Annotated in this window: 12 protein-coding genes, 2 tRNA genes and 3 rRNA genes; 6 read left to right on the forward strand and 11 right to left on the reverse strand. The window is 57.9% G+C overall.

Annotated elements, in window-relative coordinates:
* Window positions 1-141 precede the first annotated feature (141 nt).
* Window positions 142-633 (forward strand): deoxycytidylate deaminase, encoded by a 492-nt coding sequence (locus G5S37_RS22695; protein ID WP_206026110.1) that lies wholly within the window; start codon window positions 142-144, stop codon window positions 631-633.
* 30 nt (window positions 634-663) lie between these two features.
* On the opposite strand, the gene G5S37_RS22700 is transcribed toward G5S37_RS22695, so the two are convergent.
* Together G5S37_RS22700 and G5S37_RS22705 are read right to left on the reverse strand one after the other, a co-directional pair.
* Window positions 664-1,404, reverse strand: a complete 741-nt coding sequence (locus G5S37_RS22700) for a hypothetical protein (RefSeq protein ID WP_165206949.1) — start codon at window positions 1,402-1,404, stop codon at window positions 664-666.
* The gene (locus G5S37_RS22705; RefSeq protein WP_165206950.1) at window positions 1,401-2,690 is read right to left on the reverse strand and encodes an NAD(P)/FAD-dependent oxidoreductase; all 1,290 of its coding nucleotides are present in this window, start codon (window positions 2,688-2,690) and stop codon (window positions 1,401-1,403) included. The genes G5S37_RS22700 and G5S37_RS22705 overlap by 4 nt, the downstream gene beginning before the upstream one ends.
* Window positions 2,691-2,907: 217 nt before the next feature.
* Between G5S37_RS22705 and G5S37_RS22710 the strand changes: the two genes are divergently transcribed.
* Window positions 2,908-3,270 (forward strand): hypothetical protein, encoded by a 363-nt coding sequence (locus G5S37_RS22710; protein WP_165206951.1) that lies wholly within the window; start codon window positions 2,908-2,910, stop codon window positions 3,268-3,270.
* A 34-nt stretch (window positions 3,271-3,304) separates the two neighbouring features.
* Here G5S37_RS22710 and G5S37_RS22715 read toward each other — a convergent pair whose 3' ends face one another.
* The 6 genes from G5S37_RS22715 to G5S37_RS22740 form a co-directional block, all read right to left on the reverse strand.
* Window positions 3,305-3,799, reverse strand: a complete 495-nt coding sequence (locus tag G5S37_RS22715; protein ID WP_165206952.1) for a hypothetical protein — start codon at window positions 3,797-3,799, stop codon at window positions 3,305-3,307.
* Window positions 3,800-3,965: 166 nt separating this feature from the next.
* Window positions 3,966-4,080 (reverse strand): 5S ribosomal RNA (gene rrf, locus G5S37_RS22720).
* A 226-nt stretch (window positions 4,081-4,306) separates the two neighbouring features.
* Window positions 4,307-7,100: ribosomal RNA gene (locus G5S37_RS22725) — 23S ribosomal RNA — on the reverse strand.
* Between the two features lie 118 nt (window positions 7,101-7,218).
* Window positions 7,219-7,295: transfer RNA gene (locus tag G5S37_RS22730), tRNA-Ile, on the reverse strand.
* Between the two features lie 53 nt (window positions 7,296-7,348).
* A tRNA-Ala gene (locus G5S37_RS22735) sits at window positions 7,349-7,421 on the reverse strand.
* 111 nt (window positions 7,422-7,532) lie between these two features.
* A 16S ribosomal RNA gene (locus G5S37_RS22740) occupies window positions 7,533-9,066 on the reverse strand.
* The 16S, 23S and 5S rRNA genes sit together here with 2 tRNA genes alongside, the layout of an rRNA operon.
* Window positions 9,067-9,549: 483 nt before the next feature.
* Between G5S37_RS22740 and G5S37_RS22745 the strand changes: the two genes are divergently transcribed.
* A complete protein-coding gene (locus G5S37_RS22745; RefSeq protein WP_165206953.1) occupies window positions 9,550-9,906 on the forward strand; it encodes a hypothetical protein in 357 nt (118 codons plus the stop codon).
* A 311-nt stretch (window positions 9,907-10,217) separates the two neighbouring features.
* On the opposite strand, the gene G5S37_RS22750 is transcribed toward G5S37_RS22745, so the two are convergent.
* Genes G5S37_RS22750 through G5S37_RS22760 form a run of 3 tightly spaced genes read right to left on the reverse strand, consistent with a single transcriptional unit; the run spans window position 10,218 to window position 15,723 of the window.
* A complete protein-coding gene (locus G5S37_RS22750; RefSeq protein WP_165206954.1) occupies window positions 10,218-13,391 on the reverse strand; it encodes an error-prone DNA polymerase in 3,174 nt (1,057 codons plus the stop codon).
* A gap of 26 nt (window positions 13,392-13,417) precedes the next feature.
* On the reverse strand, window positions 13,418-14,968 hold the full coding sequence (locus G5S37_RS22755) for a DNA polymerase Y family protein (protein WP_165206955.1): 1,551 nt from the start codon (window positions 14,966-14,968) through the stop codon (window positions 13,418-13,420).
* Between the two features lie 35 nt (window positions 14,969-15,003).
* A complete protein-coding gene (locus tag G5S37_RS22760) occupies window positions 15,004-15,723 on the reverse strand; it encodes a hypothetical protein (protein ID WP_165206956.1) in 720 nt (239 codons plus the stop codon).
* Window positions 15,724-15,854: 131 nt separating this feature from the next.
* Between G5S37_RS22760 and G5S37_RS22765 the strand changes: the two genes are divergently transcribed.
* The 3 genes from G5S37_RS22765 (at window position 15,855) to G5S37_RS22775 (ending at window position 17,952) form a co-directional block, all read left to right on the forward strand.
* On the forward strand, window positions 15,855-16,010 hold the full coding sequence (locus G5S37_RS22765; RefSeq protein ID WP_165206957.1) for a hypothetical protein: 156 nt from the start codon (window positions 15,855-15,857) through the stop codon (window positions 16,008-16,010).
* A gap of 88 nt (window positions 16,011-16,098) precedes the next feature.
* Complete coding sequence (locus G5S37_RS22770; RefSeq protein WP_165206958.1) at window positions 16,099-17,571, forward strand: phosphatidylserine/phosphatidylglycerophosphate/cardiolipin synthase family protein; 1,473 nt, start codon at window positions 16,099-16,101, stop codon at window positions 17,569-17,571.
* 54 nt (window positions 17,572-17,625) lie between these two features.
* Window positions 17,626-17,952 carry a hypothetical protein gene (locus G5S37_RS22775; RefSeq protein ID WP_165206959.1) on the forward strand — a complete coding sequence of 109 codons (327 nt, stop codon included), beginning with the start codon at window positions 17,626-17,628 and terminating at the stop codon, window positions 17,950-17,952.
* Window positions 17,953-17,971: the final 19 nt, after the last annotated feature.

Raw genomic sequence — 17,971 nt, forward strand, 5'->3', positions numbered from 1 at the left:
GGTCTTCTTGGCGAGCCCATTGCCCGCCATTGTCACCCCTCCTCCAACAGCATCTTTTGCGCCCAACACCCACCCTTCCATACCGGGAGTCTTGACTTAAGGGACGGAACTGCGGAAAAAAATGACATCCCACCGACTCGCATGACACCTCCTGCCACGAAAACCCGCCTGACCATCCCCGAATACGCCATGGCCCTGGCCCATGTGGCCAGTCTCCGATCTGAAGACCCCTTTAGGAAGGTGGGAGCTGTGGCCTTCGACTTCGACAACCGGGTCATCGGCACTGCCTACAACGGCCTGGCACCGGGGTTCAACGCCGACCATGAGTTCTGGCTGGACCGGGATACACGGCGGAAATACATGCTCCACGCAGAGGTAAACCTCTGCAGCCTTTTCACCCGGGGAAATGTGAAACTGGTGGCCTGCACCACCATGCCCTGCACCTCCTGCGCCCAGATGCTCTGCGCCTACGGAGTGAAGGAGATTTATTATCGCGATGTCTATCCCGACTCGGAGGCTGACGCCATCTGCCAGCTCTACGGCATCAAGCTCGAGCAACTCACGGATTACCCGTTGATCGTTTCCACCGTGGATCCGCCGGGAAGCCCTACGGGTACCGGCGCGTCGAAGTAGTTCCTCGACAAATCAGTGAAAGGCCACCTCTCACTGGCGCATTCCGCGGTATCGGTACGGTTCGTAGCCCAGCCCCTGCAGAAACCAGACGGGCGTGGTGTGCTTCGTCACCATCCAGCCGAGCGGGCTGCCAGTCTCGTAGACGAGGAACTCGCTCTTGTCCGGCTTGGAGAAGGCAGCGAAAAGGAGGACGTGCCCGTTGACCGTATTCAGGGCGTCTCCAGGCTGAAGGTCGTCGAAACTGGCGAGCTTGTCGCAGATCTTCGGGATGCTGCGAGTCGAGCAATGCCAGTCGAGCTTCCAGCAGCGTGAAATGAAACCGCTGCAATCGGCGCCGACCGTGTGCTTGCTCACGGCATCGTTCAAATGCTTGCGCTTCTGCTCAGTGTACACATCGCCGGCCCACTTCCCCTCTCTGAGGCCCCTGTCAAAGCTCTCCGGTGTGTCGCTTCCTCCCCAGCAGTAGGGAATGCCCACATTCACCTGCCCCGGTTTCCACCAGCCAGGCGTGCGTCCTGCGGGTTGAAAAGCGGCGTCCGGCGTATCCACACGCACGCCCTCGGGATCGACGCCATGCACGGCTTGTCGTTCGGTGGCGACCCAGCGATGATTCACATAACGCTCTGCGATGGCCAGAGACTCCGCTGACGTCACCGAGGAAAGGGGACCAATGGGCTCCGCTGCCGTCGGCGTGATACTGACACACTGCGTGAGCAGCAGGCTGCACATGCCTGCCACCACGCATCGCAAGACCAGGCTCCAGCGCCTCATGCCGCTGCCTGCACAGGCTGGGCCACGGCACGCTCGGAATAGTCCAGGCGCGGGACGATGGGGAAGTACTTCTGGATGGCGCAGATGGCGTAGAACATCTGCACCTTGAGGCGTAGCCACCAGCCGAAGTCGGTGTTGCCGGCCACGAGGTTGAAGACGGCCCACTCCATCTGCGGATCCGGAGCCGGGGTCATGAAGACCTCGAAGCCATTCCGGTCGTAGAACATCTTGATCATGCGCAGGAAGACCTTGCTCATCTGGCCGACCTTTTTCGTGTAGGCCCTCTGCTCATTGAGCGACAGCGCCGTCCCTGCCTGGTCCGCTGCGATAACTTTCTTCGCCGCGAGATATCCAGACTTGATGGAAAGCATCACACCCGAGGAGAAGATGGGGTCAATGAAACCCGCCGCATCACCGATGAGCAGCCAGCGGTTTCCAGCGTTCACTTCGTAGCGGTACGTGTAGTCGCTGACCACGTTGTAATCCCCCACCCGCTCGGCATTCTCCATGCGACGGCGGATTTCAGGATAGGACGCCACCACTTTCTCGAAGCACTCGTTCGGCTTCAAACCCGTGGCCTTGTAATGCTCCAGCGTCTGCACAAGGCCGATGGAGGTTTTCACATCATCCAGTGGAATCATCCAGAACCAGCCGAAATCGAGACGCACGATCGTGATATAACCATCCGCCGGGGGGTCATTGCGCTTCACGCCCTTGAAGTGAGCGAAGGTGGCGAACTTCTTCGGCATACCGAGGTCGTCCTTGGGAAGGTTCATGCGCTTGCCCACAAAGGCATCGCGGCCACTCGCATCAAGCAGCCAGCGGGACTGCAGTTCAATGGTCTGGTCACCGCGCTTGCAGACAACTTTGGCGCCGTCGTCATTCACCTCGAACGACTGCACCAGCGTCTCCTGCCACACTTCGCAGCCGGACGAGGCGGCGTGGTCGATGAGGATGTTATCGAACCGTGAACGCTCCACCTGAAAGGTCTGCGCGTAGTGCGGAGGCAGGTGCTTGCCGAAAACGATCTGGATCCCGGCGGTGGAATTGCCTAACACGAACTCCGCCCCCAGTTTCGGCACGAAATTCGACTTCGTGAGCCGATCCCACACGCCGATGGCGCGCAGCTCTTCATTTCCAAAGGGAATCAGGGACTCGCCCACATGAAACCGTGGGAACTTTTCGCGCTCGAGGATCAGCACTTTTTTGCCCTGTTGCGCCAGTGCGCTGCCCGCCGTGCTGCCGCCAGGGCCGCCGCCAATGATGATGACATCATACAAACTCATTGGCGCGAGCATTGGCTGAGAAATCGAAGCGGGTCAAGGCCCAGCGCCATCCATCCATCCATCCCCGGCTTGGTCGTGAATCGATTCCAAGATGCAGCCGCTGCACGTGCAGATTTTCACACAATTCGCGCTTGCGTTCTTTTGAACAGTGTTCAAATATTCCACCATGCAACTGGAACGGCGTACCATTTCCCCAAAGCCAGGCATGAAAGCCTGGATGAGTGACAGTTCAGGCTATCCCCTCCCCGACGGTCTCTCGGATCGGCAGGAAGTCCGGGTCGTGGGCCAGCAAGGCCGCACGCGGACTGTGGAGGACTCTCGAGGACAACGCTACGAGGTCCTCTTCTGGCAGGTGGACGCCGGCTATGCCTTCCGCATCAATGGCCGCTACTACCGGGAGAACACTCCGCAGGCGCTGGATCTTCTGGAGAACTATCTCAAACACCTGGAGCGCATGTCTCGCTTCGCCCCTTGGGAGACTGCGGAGCAGCGCCAGGACATCCGGTTTCAGCTCCGGCGGAATGGCCGGGATCCGCAGGGCCGGGCGAGGTACGCGGATTTTAGTTTGTGCGCTGGGTGAGTGGCAAGATGGGCCTCACGCCGCATGCACTGCATCAGACCAGCGAAGGAATCCCCATGGTGGCGAGAACTGGGAATTCCGCCAGCGGTTGCAGATAGACTTCGATGCGCTGATCATCGCCCAAGATCCCTGAGGTTGGGCTGTCACTACAGAGCGTGACATGATAGATGCCGTCTTCAAGGTTGAGGGTCTGGCCTTCTGGACACGCATCCGACCAGCGCATCAGATCATAGAGATCACGGATGCAGATTTTTCCACCCGTGACGACCAAGCCGAGACGGTATTTGAACTCTGCTTCCTCAACTCGTACCTCGGTAGGATATCCCTCGAAGAAGTCGAGCGTGAACCTACCTGGGCTGCCAGTGCCGAAACCCACGATGGTGCCTTGCTGAATGTGGCGCTGGACGTCCGGCTCCCTCCAGTAGTTTGCTGTGAAGTAGTCCTCGTCCTGCGCGATGTGGGCGGTATGGACCGGGGAATACATGATGATTCCCAATCCGGAGATATCGAGCGTGACGGAACCGTGCATTCGGCTGTGCGATAGCCAGGGAGTTCGAAGCGAGAGGTACAGGCCTTTTCAGAGCATGGCCACCTGTTTTTGGCATCTCGTTGCAAACCGTCACGCCACATCGGACGGCGACATGCGTATAAAAAAGCAAAGCCGTTCCATTGCTGGAACGGCTTTGATTGAAATAAACTGGCGACTGCCTACTTTTGCATGACCTTTCGTCAGGCTATCATCGGCTTTGCAGCGTTTCACTTCCGTGTTCGGGATGGGAACGGGTGGGTCCACTGCGGGATATCACCAGAAATCTATCCAGAGGCACTGCTTTTTAAGGGCGGTGGGCTGGCCAGAGTCCTGATGATGGACTTTGGGTTTAACTGGGCCGGTAGTTGGTGGCAACTGTTATTGCTATCAACTATCGACCCTCAACTATCAACTACTTCGGGGAGACCGGAGGGTTGGTTTGAAAACTGCACACAAGGTCTGAAACGATAATGTCGGTGATATGAGATGCTAACAGGGATGCAAGGATGATTAAAAATGTATGGACTATTAGTAGTGATACGCTGAGCAGGTTACCCTGGCTTGTACGTTCACCCTATCGCGTGGTAGTCTCCCACGGTCCTGTGATAACTAATCTTGGGATGAGCTTGGCGCTTAGATGCTTTCAGCGCTTATCTCTTCCGCACTTGGCTACTCAGCCGTGCCACTGACGTGTCAACTGATGCACCATAGGTGCGTCACTTCCGGTCCTCTCGTACTAGGAAGAAAACCCCTCAATTATCATGCGCCCACAGAGGATAGAGGACCGAACTGTCTCGCGACGTTCTGAACCCAGCTCGCGTGCCGCTTTAACCGGCGAACAGCCGGACCCTTGGGACCTTCTCCAGCCCCAGGATGCGACGAGCCGACATCGAGGTGCCAAACTTGACCGTCGATATGAACTCTTGGGTCAAATCAGCCTGTTATCCCTAGCGTACCTTTTGTCCGTTAAGCGACGGCAATTCCACTTTAAGCCGCCGGATCACTTAGGCCTACTTTCGTATCTGTTCGACTTGTTGGTCTCACAGTTAGGCGTGCTTATGACTATGCTCTCGACACGCGATTGCCAACCGCGCTGAGCACACCTTCGCGCTCCTCCGTTACTCTTTGGGAGGATACCGCCCCAGTAAAACTGACCAGCTGCCATTGTCCTGAATCTCAGTTAGAATCGCCAACACCAAAGGGTGGTATCTCACTTTTGGCTCCACCTGACCCGAAAGTCAGGCTTCAAAGCCTCCCACTTATACTGAGCATTGAAATCGGCGAGTCAGTGACAGCCTACAGTTAAGGTGCATAGGGTCTTTCCGTCCTTCTGCGGGTAGGCGGCATCTTCACCGCCACTACAAATTCACTGAGCGCCTCGTTGAGACAGCGGTCAACTCGTTACACGATTCGTGCAGGTCGGAACTTACCCGACAAGGAATTTCGCTACCTTAGGACCGTTATAGTTACGGCCGACATTCACGGGGACTTAGGTTCAGAGCTTCGCCTTGCGGCTAACCCCTTGCCTTAATCTTTCCGCATTGGTCACGTGTCACATCGTATACGTAGACTTTCGTCTTAGCACAATGCTGTGTTTTTGATAAACAGTCGGTTGACCCAATTTACTGCGACCCCTTGCGGGGCATCCCTTCTCCCTAAGTTACGGGACTAGATTGCAGAGTTCCTTAACGAGGGTTCACTCTTGCGCCTGAGCGTGTTTCGCTCACCCACCTGTGTCGGTTTGCGGTACGGGTAATGAGGGAACGATCTGTCGCTTTTCTTGGCGGGTGGTGTCCCTAGCGCGGTCAGGCCGAAGCCCTCCCTGCCAAGTCAATAAGGTCTGCTAAGACCACCTCCCGCAACAACAGTACTTAACCCCACTAGTACAGGAATATTAACCTGTTATCCATCGCGTAGACATCACGCCGTAGCTTAGGACCCGACTAACCCTGGGACGAACATCGTTGCCCAGGAAACCTTGGGTTTATGGCGGACCAGTATTTAACTGGCCTTATCGTTACTTATGTCTGCATCCTCTCTTCTGGAAACTCCATCGTCAGTTACCTTCAGACTTCGCTGTCGCCAGAATGCTCCTCTACCAAGCTTTCGCTTCCAGAGCTTCGGTACAACGCTTATCGCCAATCATTTTCGGCGCAAAATCTCTCGATGAGCCAGCTATTACGCACTGTTTAAATGATGGCTGCTTCTAAGCCAACATCCTCACTGTCATTGAGATTTTACTTCCTTTCCACTGAGCGTTGTTTGGGCACCTTAGCTGCTGGGCTGGGTTGTTTCCCTTTCGACAATGAAGCTTATCCCCCACTGTCTTACTGCCATGCTTCACACAGAGGTATTCGGAGTTTGATTGAGGTTGGTAGGAAAAATATCCCCCTAGCTCATTCAGTGCTCTACCCCCTCTGCTCAGCGCATGACGCTGCACCTAAATACATTTCGAGGAGAACCAGCTATTACGGGGTTTGATTAGCCTTTCACTCCTACCCTCAACTCATCCGAGAATTTCTCAAGATTCACCGGTTCGGCCTTTCACGTTGTTTTACCAACGCTTCTGCCTGGTCAAGGGTAGATCACCACCGCTTCGGGTTTGGCTGCTGCTGCTTGGGCGCCGGTTAAGACTCGCTTTCGCTGCGCGTATGCCCCTGAAAGGCTTACACTTGCAACAACAACCAACTCGCAGACTCATTAAGCAAAAGGCACGCCATCACCGGACAAGCCGGCTCTGACACCTTGTTGGCACATGGTTTCAGGGACTATTTCACTCCGCTCACAGCGGTTCTTTTCATCTTTCCCTCGCGGTACTTGTTCACTATCGGTCATCAACGAGTATTTAGCCTTACACCGTGGTCGGTGCAGATTCATGCGAAGTTTCACGTGTATCGCATTACTCAGGAGTTCCTATCTTATCGTCGGCTTTCGGTTACGGGCCTGTCACCCTCTATGGAGCAGCTTTCCTGAAGCTTCACCTAGCCTATTGTCAGAATATCGGAGTCCTACAACCCCGGGAGCAAAGCCCCCGGTTTGGGCTGTTCCGCTTTCGTTCGCCACTACTGACGGAATCACTTTCGTTTTCTTTTCCTCTGGGTACTGAGATGTTTCACTTCCCCAGGTATCGCTTCTCATATGCGGAGCATATGAGATACTGTAGTTTACTACAGTGGGTTATCCCATTCGGAGATCCCCGGGTGAGCTTCACGGCAGCTATCCGGGGCTTATCGCAGCCTTGCGCGTCCTTCATCGCCTGTTGATGCCAAGACATCCACTATGTGCCTTAGTTATTTTTAATCAGTCATTGAATTTGTTTGCATCTTGTCCTGGCCTTAACACCAGGACATCACTGAACATTTTTCAGTTTGTGTGCAGTTTTCAAAGAACTCTCCAGATCTCATCTTCAGCGGTAAGAGTGGTGGGCCTGATAGGACTCGAACCTATGACCCCCGCCTTATCAAGGCGGTGCTCTAACCAACTGAGCTACAGGCCCGCAGGTCGCTCTCGCATTTGCCCGCTTGTTTTCGCTTTCGCTAAACTTACGACTGGAGGCAAGGGGATTCGAACCCCTGACATCCAGCTTGCAAAGCTGGCGCTCTACCAACTGAGCTATACCCCCGTTTCGTGAGGCTGATGTTACACAGAACTATTTTGTTCCAACAGAGGCTAAACAATGCACTGCAGATTCCACACCCAATGGACGTCATGATTACTCATGAGGTTCCTATAGAAAGGAGGTGATCCAGCCGCAGGTTCCCCTACGGCTACCTTGTTACGACTTCATCCCAGTTACCAGCCTTGCCTTAAACCGATGCCTCCTTGCGGTTGGCGCACGATCTTTGGGCGAAGCCAGCTTCCATGATGTGACGGGCGGTGTGTACAAGACCCGGGAACGTATTCACGGTACCGTAGCTGATGTACCATTACTAGCGATTCCAACTTCATGCAGGCGAGTTGCAGCCTGCAATCTGAACTGAGCCCAGTTTTCTCGATTTCCTCCACCTCGCGGTCTCGGTTCACTTTGTACTGGGCATTGTAGTACGTGTGCAGCCCTGGCCGTAAGGGCCATACGGACTTGACGTCATCCCCACCTTCCTCCCAGTTGATCTGGGCAGTCTAGTCCAAGTGCTCGGTAAAACCGGTGGCAACGGACTACAGGGGTTGCGCTCGTTGCGGGACTTAACCCAACATCTCACGACACGAGCTGACGACAGCCATGCAGCACCTGTGCAAAGCGTGTATTGCTACACTAGCTGGCTTTCACCAACGACACAATGCATGTCAAGGCCAGGTAAGGTTCTTCGCGTTGCATCGAATTAAGCCACATACTCCACCGCTTGTGCGGGTCCCCGTCAATTTCTTTGAGTTTTAATCTTGCGATCGTACTTCCCAGGCGGCACGCTTATCGCGTTAGCTTCGGCACGGAAAGGGTCACTTCCCACACCAAGCGTGCACCGTTTACTGTCAGGACTACCGGGGTATCTAATCCCGTTTGCTCCCCTGACCTTCGTGCCTCAGCGTCAGATACTGTCCAGAGCCCAGCCTTCGCCACTAGTGTTCCTCTCGATCTCTACGCATTTCACTGCTACACCGAGAATTCCAAGCTCCTCTCCAGTCCTCTAGCACAGGAGTATCGGGTGCAATTCAGAAGTTGAGCTCCTGGATTTCACACCTGACTTTCTGCGCAGCCTACGCACCCTTTACGCCCAGTAATTCCGAACAACGCTTGAGACCTCTGTATTACCGCGGCTGCTGGCACAGAGTTAGCCGTCTCTTCCTCTTGCGGTACTGTCAATCCCACACGCAGTTAACGCGGGGCCTTACTCTCGCATGACAGGAGTTTACAATCCGAAGACCTTATCCTCCACGCGGCGTCGCTCCATCAGGGTTGCCCCCATTGTGAAAGATTCTCGACTGCTGCCACCCGTAGGTGTCTGGACCGTGTCTCAGTTCCAGTGTGGCTGGTCATCCTCTCAGACCAGCTACCCGTCGTTGCCTTGGTGAGCCGTTACCTCGCCAACTAGCTGATAGGCCGCGGGCCAATCAGGAAGCGACAGGTTACCCCGTCTTTAGTCTTGCGACCACATGGAGCATTAATCCAAGTTTCCCTGGGCTATTCTCCTCTTCCCGGCATGTTACCCACGTGTTACGCACCCGTTCGCCACTGAATATTCCGGTATTGCTACAAAAATATCCCGTTCGACTTGCATGTCTTATCCACGCCGCCAGCGTTCGTTCTGAGCCAGAATCAAACTCTCCAAAAATTGGAGCATCTTTCCTTTTACAAAAAGATACTGACTTTATTACTTAACTTTTTGTCCACTGCTATGTGCAACCATGCAGTGCATTGTTTAACCTCTGTTTTTGGTGGCAAATTCGCTCTCGCAAATCCTCCAACCGTAGTCTGTGTAAAGATCCGTTTCTGCTTCAGTCTGAAGAACTTGCTTTGCAGTTCGCTCTTCGTTTGGCAGCCCGTCGTTTTCTGTCGGGATGTAGATACTACTCGGGACTCCCTTTTCGTCAACTTCCTCATCACACTTTTTTAAACATTTTCGAAAACGGAGGCTCTTTTGTTTTCAGGAATAATCGTTTGACAGGCTTTCCCCGGAAACCTGCCTAGACACCTGATCAGCAACACCTTGCCACGTCTTCTACTGCTGCCTCCTGTGGAGCAGCGCCACTTGGCATCATCCAAGCATGGGTGGAGAAACGAATCTATTAGTGGCCTCTTAAACCCCCGGCCACCTATGAACGCCTCGAGCGTTGGTCATGCGTATCTGCACGCAGAGTATTGCGAGCGGACGTACTCGGAGATTCCATTCACTGATGAAGTGCACACCTCCTGGTGGCAGTGGCTTGCGTGGAGATCACCCTTCGCCTTCACCGTGACGGATTTACAGCTCGTCATCGCCTGGCTGCGCCGGGAGATCCATGCGAACAAGCGCCACCCGAGCTGCCTGGAGTTCTCCCACTTGATTGGGAACCCGGAGCTATTTGAGCAGTACCTGGGCCTCGCCCAGCGCTGGAGCCGTCTCCACCACGCACACGCCGATAGCGTGGCACGTGCGCGATGGAACAGCAGCAGTGCGCGGACGCATGGGTGATGGGGATGGTCCCAAGGAGCGGCGTGCTTTAGCCGCCGTTGAAACGTGATCCCGTCTACTGCGCCAAGTGACCCGCGAACGCCCCTTTCAGTACCCGCAGGATTCTTGTCACATGATGGTGCGCAGTGCAGCGCAGGCCATGCCTTTCACGCTCTCACGGCGGCTAAAGCACGCCGCTCCTTGGGAGTGCGCCCTTCCGCCATGCGAGCAAGCTCCAGCACTCCACGTGGCGTTCTCGATGTGCTACGCGATAGGACACGGCATTATCGGTCGGACGTATCACCTGCCGCCGAAGCTCGGCGGACTACTTTCTAATGGAAGTCATGTGACTTCGGCCCGGCGGTTGTGGGGAATATCAGTGGCTCCACTTTCAAGGCGTACACAGAGGTCACGTCATCCACGATCTGCAGTCGTCCAATGATGCGTAGGAAGGGCTCCTGGGTAATGACCAGACGCCTTGCTTCGAAGAGCGGTGAAGGCACGAAGGCATTGGCGATACCCGTTTCATCTTCGAGGCTGACGAAGACGTGTCCCTTCGCAGTGCCGGGTCTCTGACGACAGATGACCATGCCACCGATGATGACACGTTGTCCGTGCGTGCCGTGGGGTAGATGCTTCGCGAGCATGACCTCCGGCACCTTCTCTCGTACGATTGCCATGGGATGTGGTCCCACGGTTAATCCTGCGGCGCTGTAGTCTGCCGCCAAGCGCTCCACCGGATTCATGAGGAGCAGAGGTGAGTCACTGGTAGGGACGTTGGCATTGGCATAACCGGTGGCTTCTTCACGAAGCTTTGCGCTGTGGGAAAAGAGGTCATGCTCCCGCTCGCGCTCCACTTCCCAGAGGGCAGAGCGGCGATGGGGTGTGAGTGTGTTCAACGCACCAGACTTGGCCAGCACACGGCGTTCATCACGTGACAGATGGCAGCGCAGCAGGAAGTCTTCGATGCTCTCCCATGGCTTGCGCTGCCGCTCTGCGACGATCTTCTCTGAGGACGCCTTGCTCACGCCGCGCAGTTGATTCAATCCAAGACGGATGGTGCTGTCATCGATGACCGTGCAGACGTGTTCGGACTGTGTCACGCACGCCGGCAGCACGCGCAGGCCATGCAGCTTGGCATCGCGCACCAAAGTGGAGGAGGAATAGAACCCCATGGGCTGGTTATTGAGCAGCGCTGCCGTCATCTCTGGAAGCCGATGCACACGGAACCACGCGCTGGCATACGCTAATAGAGCGAAGCTGATGGCGTGGGACTCCGGGAATCCATACAGCGCGAAGGAGCGGATGGAGGCCGCGACACGGTCTTGAACAGACTTCTCCACCTTTCGTTCATCCATGCCGACGTAGAGTTTTGTCATGACCTTTGCCATGCGCTCTTCCGAGCGATGAAAACTTAAGGCGCGGCGCAACTCCTCCGCCTGGGCGCCATCGAAACCTGCGATCTTCATGGACATCTCCAGCACCTGTTCCTGGAACAGCGGCACGCCCAGAGTGCGCCCGAGCACAGGCTCAAGTTTTTCATGGATGCAGTCCACCTTCTCCCTGCCTGCGCGCCGCTGCAGATACGGGTGCACCATCTTCCCCACAATGGGTCCGGGCCGGATGATGGCGACTTCGATGACGAGGTCATAAAAGTTCTTCGGCTTCAGGCGTGGCAACGTGGCCATCTGGGCGCGGCTCTCGATCTGGAACACTCCGACCGTATCTGCCTTCTGGATCATGGCATAGGTCTCTGGATCGTCTTGCGGGATGCGGTGCAATTCCATGGCACGCTCCTCACCGCGCGCCCGGCACATGGTCATGGTGTCCTCCAGCACGGCCATCATGCCGAGGCCGAGCAGGTCCACCTTCACGAGACCGAGGTCTTCACAGTCATCCTTGTCCCACTGCACGACCACGCGTCCTGGCATGGAGGCAGGCTCAAGGGGCACGATGGTATCCAGACCGTTCGTACAAAGCACCATGCCGCCGCTGTGCTGCCCCAGATGACGTGGCAGGCCATAGGCAGCGTGATACAGGCGCAGCAGTGCAGGCAGGCGAGGATGGCTTTCGGGAAGGCCCGCATTCTTGATCTGCTCACGCACACCCATGGTGTGCTGGAAGTCACCATTGGCGAAGTAGTCCGAGTAGCGTGAGATGACATCCTCCGACAAACCGATGACCTTGCCCATCTCCCGCATGGCGCTGCGACCGCGATAGGTGATGACATTCGCCGTCATGGCCGCGCCGTGCGGTGCGAATTGCCGGTACATCTCCTGGATGACACTTTCGCGACGATCGCCGCTGGGAAGATCAAGGTCGATGTCCGGCCAGCTTTTCTGGCGCCGGCTCAGGAAACGGGAGAACATCAGCTTGTGCTCCGTGGGGTTGGCATTGGTAATGCCGAGGGAAAAACAGACGACGCTGTTCGCGGCACTGCCACGCCCCTGCACCGAGATGCCCTGCTTTTTACAGAACTCCACGATGCTCCACACCACGAGGAAATAACCACTGAAGTTCAACTCACTAATCAAGCTGAGTTCATCCTCGATCTGCTTCCGGATGGTGGTTCCATCCAGAGTGTCCTTGAGCTTCTGCGAGAGCGACCCGAGGCGATGGCGAGCTCCTTCGAGTGCTCTTTCCTTCAGGAAGGAATCCTGAGAATGCCCATCCCCCACAGGATACTCAGGAAACTTATACCCGAGGTCCTGCAAGGTGAAGCCTGACATCGCCTTCTCCGCGATGCGCGCCGAATAGTCCACGGCCTCAGGCATGTCTGCGAAGAGCTCGCGCATCTCCTTTTCACTCTTCAGGTAGTGCTGGGAATTGGCTGCGAGCCTCAGCCCGGCATCATCCAGAATCGTGTGGTGGCGCAAGGCGGTGAAAGCATCATGCAGCAGCCGTCCTTCCATCGTGGCATAGAGCACGCCATTGGTGGCGACGAGGGGCAGGTCGCTGCGTTCAGCCAGCTCCTGCAATGCTTTGATGCGGCGCTGGTCCTTGCGCAGGCGATGCCGCTGCACTTCGATGACAAGCCGATCTTCGCCGCCAAAGATGCGCTGCAACCGGTTGAGCACTGCCATGGGCGCGTGGCGATCCCGGCTTTCAATGGCGCGCACGAGTGGTCCCTCGGCATCTCCGGTGAGCGCGACGAGATCCGCGGCGTGCTCCTCCAGTTCCGCCCAGGTCACGCGGCTCTGGCCTTTCGGAGCGCGCAGCTTGGCGCGGGTCAGCATGCGGCAGAGGTTCTGATAACCCTGCTGCGAGTAAACCAGCAAGGGCAGCACGCTCTCATCTTCCATCGTGATTTCAGAGCCCACGATGCCTTTCATTTCCAGTTCCTCCGCCTTGTGATGCACACGCGCCGTGCCGTACAGGCCATCGCGATCCGTGACCGCAATGCTGCCCATGCCGAGTTCCTGGGCGCGTACCACCAGGGACTCCGGATGCGAGCTTCCACGAAGGAAGCTGAAGGCACTGCGGGCATGAAGTTCCACGAAAGGCATGGCGTGTATTCCCCTCCTCTCCTGTCTCAGCCGAACATGCCGTCGAGCACCCAGCCCTGCTTCTCACGCGCGATTTGATACAGCGCGCCGTTGCTCGCGGCCACTTCCCAGATCTCGCGCTGCCAGGCATGGCGATCCCACCAGTCACCGGAGAGCAGGTTGCATGGATTCGTCTGTACAATCTCCAGCCTGCCTTCCGGAATGAGCATGGCAGCAGGAAGCCCGCCGTTCATCTGCACGGTGATCTGGCACGGAGGACGACGCCAGCGCAGAGGCAGGCCATGGGTGATGCTCTCCTCGGGTAATGGTGTATCATCTTTGGATAGCAATGCTGGCACCGGCGCCTCGACCTCGACCTGATTTTTCAAGACAAAGGCACCAGGCCGACGGCTGGGCAGCAGGATGGGCCGTCCCACATTTCCCGCGCCGAGCAGGGCCTCAAGCTGGGTGAGTGTTTCCGCGAAGCGGTTGGGATTGCGCAGGCCACGCTGGAAGAGCTGGCTCTGCCGCGCATCCGGCGCGGAGGCAGTGAGTTCCAGTGTGACCACGCGGATGGGCGATGCGGTGGTCAACCCATCCAGATGCGTGTGCAACACGCGCAGGAGAAGCTCCGCATGACGGGTGGGCTCTGCGAGCTGGATGCTGCGCTCGTGCACTTCATCATTCTCGAACTTCAGCGTGAGCTTCTCCTCGCATGCGACGAGCCAGGCCTCCGCCAGCCGGCCGCAGAGGGAGTCCAACATGCGGCGCAGGAGGAAAAGCAGCGGCTCCAGCGACTCCACGGGATACTCCAGCTCCATGACTTCGCGATAAGCCACCTCTGGCCGCACGAGTCGCAGCAACCGCTCGCGTCCTCCCGCAGCCATGTCCCACAAGGTTGCGCCCTCCATGCCCAGGCGCGCGGCGATGTCGGCGCGCGGCAACTTGATGAGCTCCGCCAGAGTGCGAATGCCCCAAAGCTGCAGCACCTCGGTGACGTTGGCGGAGGGTTGCAGAACGGCGAGAGGCAACTGGTGCAGCAATGTGGTCTCGCTGCCCTCCTTCTCCTGCTCCTGCAGCACCAGCACGTCCGTAGCAGCACGCGCGGCGAGGCAGGCCATGTCGAGATTCCCCGCGAAACCCACCTGCGCCTGCAGTCCACATTGCGCGAGCCACTGCCGCATGTTCGCGCCACTGGCTTCCAGGCGTCCACGCATGTTCCGCACGCGGGAAACTTCCATGACGCAGAGTCCCGGTGCGGTGGACTCGTAATGTGGCGTCCAGTGGGAGGCGCAGCGGAGCAGGTCCGCATGCGCACGCATCTCCTCTTCCGGATGGCGGTGGCGCAGGATTAATCCGTGGCACCGCGCGAGTGCCTGGGAAGGCGTCATGCCTGCCGCGATGCCCGCGCGCTCCGCTTGCGGATTGGCATGGAGCACGTGCCCCTTCTTCTCCGCCTCGGCGGGGGACTGGGTCAAATCGCTATCCAACACCGCGAGCGGCCCACGCGGAGTGTCCGGCCACGCGCGCAAGGCTGCCTGCAGCTGGAAGCGTGGCAGCCACAGAGCGGCGTAGATGGAGGTGCGGGAAACGGACATGAGCGGAAGGCAGGCATGGATGATGAGTCCGGAGGCTAGACCGCCATAGCGACCGGCATTGGCGAAGGCATCGGTCTCGATCGAGACGTGCCGACAGGAACCGGCATGGGTAATGGCTCAAGCGCTGAGCCCCGGCGAATGACCCGCCCATTCAAATAGCTGAGCAGGACGGGCCGTTCCTCATCCAGCACCTCCAGCGGCAACTGCCTGTCCAGCAGCAGCCGGGAACGAGCACAAGGCACCGCCTGAAACGGGGTGAAGACACACAGCGCCGCCCCACCCCGCTCCGCGAGCAAGCGCAACCGGTGCCAGGCTTGGGAGGGGATCTGCCTGACCTCGCGCTCAGGGCAAAGTTGAAGGTCCAGCAGCACGCGGGGGATGTTCCCATCGCGCAGGAGCAGGTCCGTGGCACGCACCGCCTTCTGCACCTGCCGGCAACGCAGCCAGAGGAGCCGTCCAAGGGCCTGCGGCGAGAGGGTGCGGGGATCAAAGGCATCTGCCCCATCCACCAGCGCCACCTGCTCGCGCAAGGTCTCCTCCTCCCCCTCCATGAGGGCGGCAAGAATCAGCCCGGAACCCGCACTGCCACAAGGAGATACGAACTCCGTGATCTGCCCGGGAGTGACCCCTGCCGCATCTACACAAGGAATGCCCGTGAGCACGGCACTGCCCATCTGCCGGATGGCCTGAGCCTCCGGGAAGCGCGCTTGCACCAGCTCGCGGATGTCCAGAATGTTGGGGGCGGTGGCAGACATGTTTACTGTTCACAAGAACAGTAAACTTATCAAATCCCAATGGCAAGGTGGAAACGTGCCGCGCCTCTTCCTTGCCCAATATTGCGGCCACCTTACACACAGCTCACCGCAGAGGGTCGATTCATGGTTCTATGAAAACAATCCCCCTCACCCTTACCTTGGTAGCACTGGCAGCCTGCTCGCTGCTGCTCTCCAACTGCTCCGCCCGAGGCGGTATCAGCAGCAGCCGCACCGGTGGCGGCATCAGCACGCCGATTGGCGGTCTCGCGGCCAATCTCCGCTACTGAGCAGTCCGACTTCCTCGGTTGAGTCCCATGCTCTTCTACCCTGACTGGCCGCGGGTTTCGCGGCCAGTCAGGCATCCGGGCCTGTGAAATGAAAGCGATTCGTTCGATCCCCTGCGTGCTGAAGGCAGCTGCCATGGTCTGCCTGTGCGCGATCCCCGGCTGCAATTCCCCCAAAGCCTTTTCCGGCTCCGGCGGCGGGGTGAAGAGAACGATCCAGACCATCCATGTGGCCGGCGTAAAAGGAATCGGCACCAGCGTCGTCCGCTATCCCGTCTCCGGCACCGTCCGCGCTGCCCAACAGGGCACCACCCTCGCTGGAGCTTGGCTGCATCCCGGCATGGGCGGCCTAGCAAAAGCCAACCGCGCACAGCTACCACCTGCCGGGACGCAACCAGGCATGGATGTGGCCTCCTTCGAGGCACTGCTCGATCGCAAGCTCCAGCCTCGCCGTGCTCCGGGCAAAGTCAGCCTCTTGATTGATGGGCCGGAATATTTCTCCCGGCTCAGCCAGCTTTTCCGTGAGGCGCGAGAGCCGGTGGATGTGCAGTTGTACATCTTCGACCGGGATGACTTCGCTGTGCAGATGGCGGATGAACTCAAGCAAACCTCCCGGAGGGTGCCCGTGCGTGTGCTCTATGATGACCTTGGCAGTCTGCAGGCCGGGCATACCAAGCCCAAAACAACACCCCCTGCGGGATTCGAGCCACCGGCAGACATCGCAGCGTACCTGAAGGAAGGTTCTCGCATCCGGGTGCGCACGCTGCCCAACGTGGCGCTCACCTCCACGCACACGAAGATCATCACCTTCGGACCTTCCTTGGCGCACATCGGTGGCATGAACATCGGCAGGGAGTACCTTTCCGAATGGCATGACATGATGGCGGAAGTGCGCGGCCCTGTGGTGGCCCTGCTGCAGGCGGAAGTGGACCATTCCTGGAAACGCGCCTCGCTGCTGGGTGACTGGCAGCATCTCCTGCCATCCGGTGGAAATAGCAAAGACCGCCCTTCATCAACGTCAGCCTCCATCCCGACAGAGAAAGGCGCCTATGACATCCGCGTCTTCCGTACCAAGCCCTTCGACTTCGAAATCCAAAAAGTCATCCACCTGGCCATCGACAACGCCAGACGGCGGGTGTGGATCGAGAACCCCTACTTCACCGATGACGCCATCGTGAGGAAGCTCATCGCCGCCCGCGAGCGGGGCGTGGACGTGCGCGTGGTGCTGCCGGTCGATGCCAATGCAAAGGTGCTGAGTGAAAACAACGAGGCCACAGCCGCGGTGATGTTCGAGCATGGCATCCGTGTGTTTGTATACCCGCGCATGACGCATGTGAAGGCTGGGCTGTTTGACGGATGGGCCTTCATTGGCTCCGCCAACTACGACCGCCTGAGCCTGCGGGTGAATGACGAGGCCAATATCGCCTACTCCGATCCCGCTGCGGTGCGCGAGCTGGAGCAGCGCTTGTTCCTGAAGGATTTCCGAGCCAGCAAGGAGCGAAAATCTCCGCCGCCCACGGATGGCCTGGACCACGTGGCAGAGACGGCCGCTGACGCCCTGTAGCCGCGCACCCGGCAAACACGCGACCTCCAGAGGAGCGGCGATTCGGGTGGTGATATGAAAACAAAACGCCCGTCAGAAGACACCCCGGTCCCCCTGCCTGTGGAGAGCGTCGTGGAAGACCTCAGCCAGCAGGATGTGCTCCCCAGCGGCGATGCGTCTGACGTGATTCCCGGCATGGAAACCATCGTGGATCTCGAAAGCCAATCCGGTCCATGGGATGAGCCCATGGGTGATCCGGGACATCGCGCCAGCAGAATGCCACTCGAAGATGAAGCCAATGCTGCTGAGATGCTCGTGGACAAGGGCATCAGCGAAGCCGACGAGGAACTGCGAGACCTGGATGAAGCGGAGGAGATGGAGGAAGAAGAGCAGGAATCCTGAACCCCGAATAACTGCTTAC

The organism is Roseimicrobium sp. ORNL1 (assembly GCF_011044495.1).
Classification (GTDB): domain Bacteria; phylum Verrucomicrobiota; class Verrucomicrobiia; order Verrucomicrobiales; family Verrucomicrobiaceae; genus Roseimicrobium.

What these genes read in the sequence shown, in the direction of transcription:
- G5S37_RS22695 (WP_206026110.1), top strand. Translation starts at nt 142, where the DNA reads ATGACACCTCCTGCCACGAAAACCCGCCTGACCATCCCCGAATACGCC.
- G5S37_RS22700 (WP_165206949.1), bottom strand. Translation starts at nt 1,404, where the DNA reads ATGAGGCGCTGGAGCCTGGTCTTGCGATGCGTGGTGGCAGGCATGTGC.
- G5S37_RS22705 (WP_165206950.1), bottom strand. Translation starts at nt 2,690, where the DNA reads ATGAGTTTGTATGATGTCATCATCATTGGCGGCGGCCCTGGCGGCAGC.
- G5S37_RS22710 (WP_165206951.1), top strand. Translation starts at nt 2,908, where the DNA reads ATGAGTGACAGTTCAGGCTATCCCCTCCCCGACGGTCTCTCGGATCGG.
- G5S37_RS22715 (WP_165206952.1), bottom strand. Translation starts at nt 3,799, where the DNA reads ATGCACGGTTCCGTCACGCTCGATATCTCCGGATTGGGAATCATCATG.
- G5S37_RS22745 (WP_165206953.1), top strand. Translation starts at nt 9,550, where the DNA reads ATGAACGCCTCGAGCGTTGGTCATGCGTATCTGCACGCAGAGTATTGC.
- G5S37_RS22750 (WP_165206954.1), bottom strand. Translation starts at nt 13,391, where the DNA reads ATGCCTTTCGTGGAACTTCATGCCCGCAGTGCCTTCAGCTTCCTTCGT.
- G5S37_RS22755 (WP_165206955.1), bottom strand. Translation starts at nt 14,968, where the DNA reads ATGTCCGTTTCCCGCACCTCCATCTACGCCGCTCTGTGGCTGCCACGC.
- G5S37_RS22760 (WP_165206956.1), bottom strand. Translation starts at nt 15,723, where the DNA reads ATGTCTGCCACCGCCCCCAACATTCTGGACATCCGCGAGCTGGTGCAA.
- G5S37_RS22765 (WP_165206957.1), top strand. Translation starts at nt 15,855, where the DNA reads ATGAAAACAATCCCCCTCACCCTTACCTTGGTAGCACTGGCAGCCTGC.
- G5S37_RS22770 (WP_165206958.1), top strand. Translation starts at nt 16,099, where the DNA reads ATGAAAGCGATTCGTTCGATCCCCTGCGTGCTGAAGGCAGCTGCCATG.
- G5S37_RS22775 (WP_165206959.1), top strand. Translation starts at nt 17,626, where the DNA reads ATGAAAACAAAACGCCCGTCAGAAGACACCCCGGTCCCCCTGCCTGTG.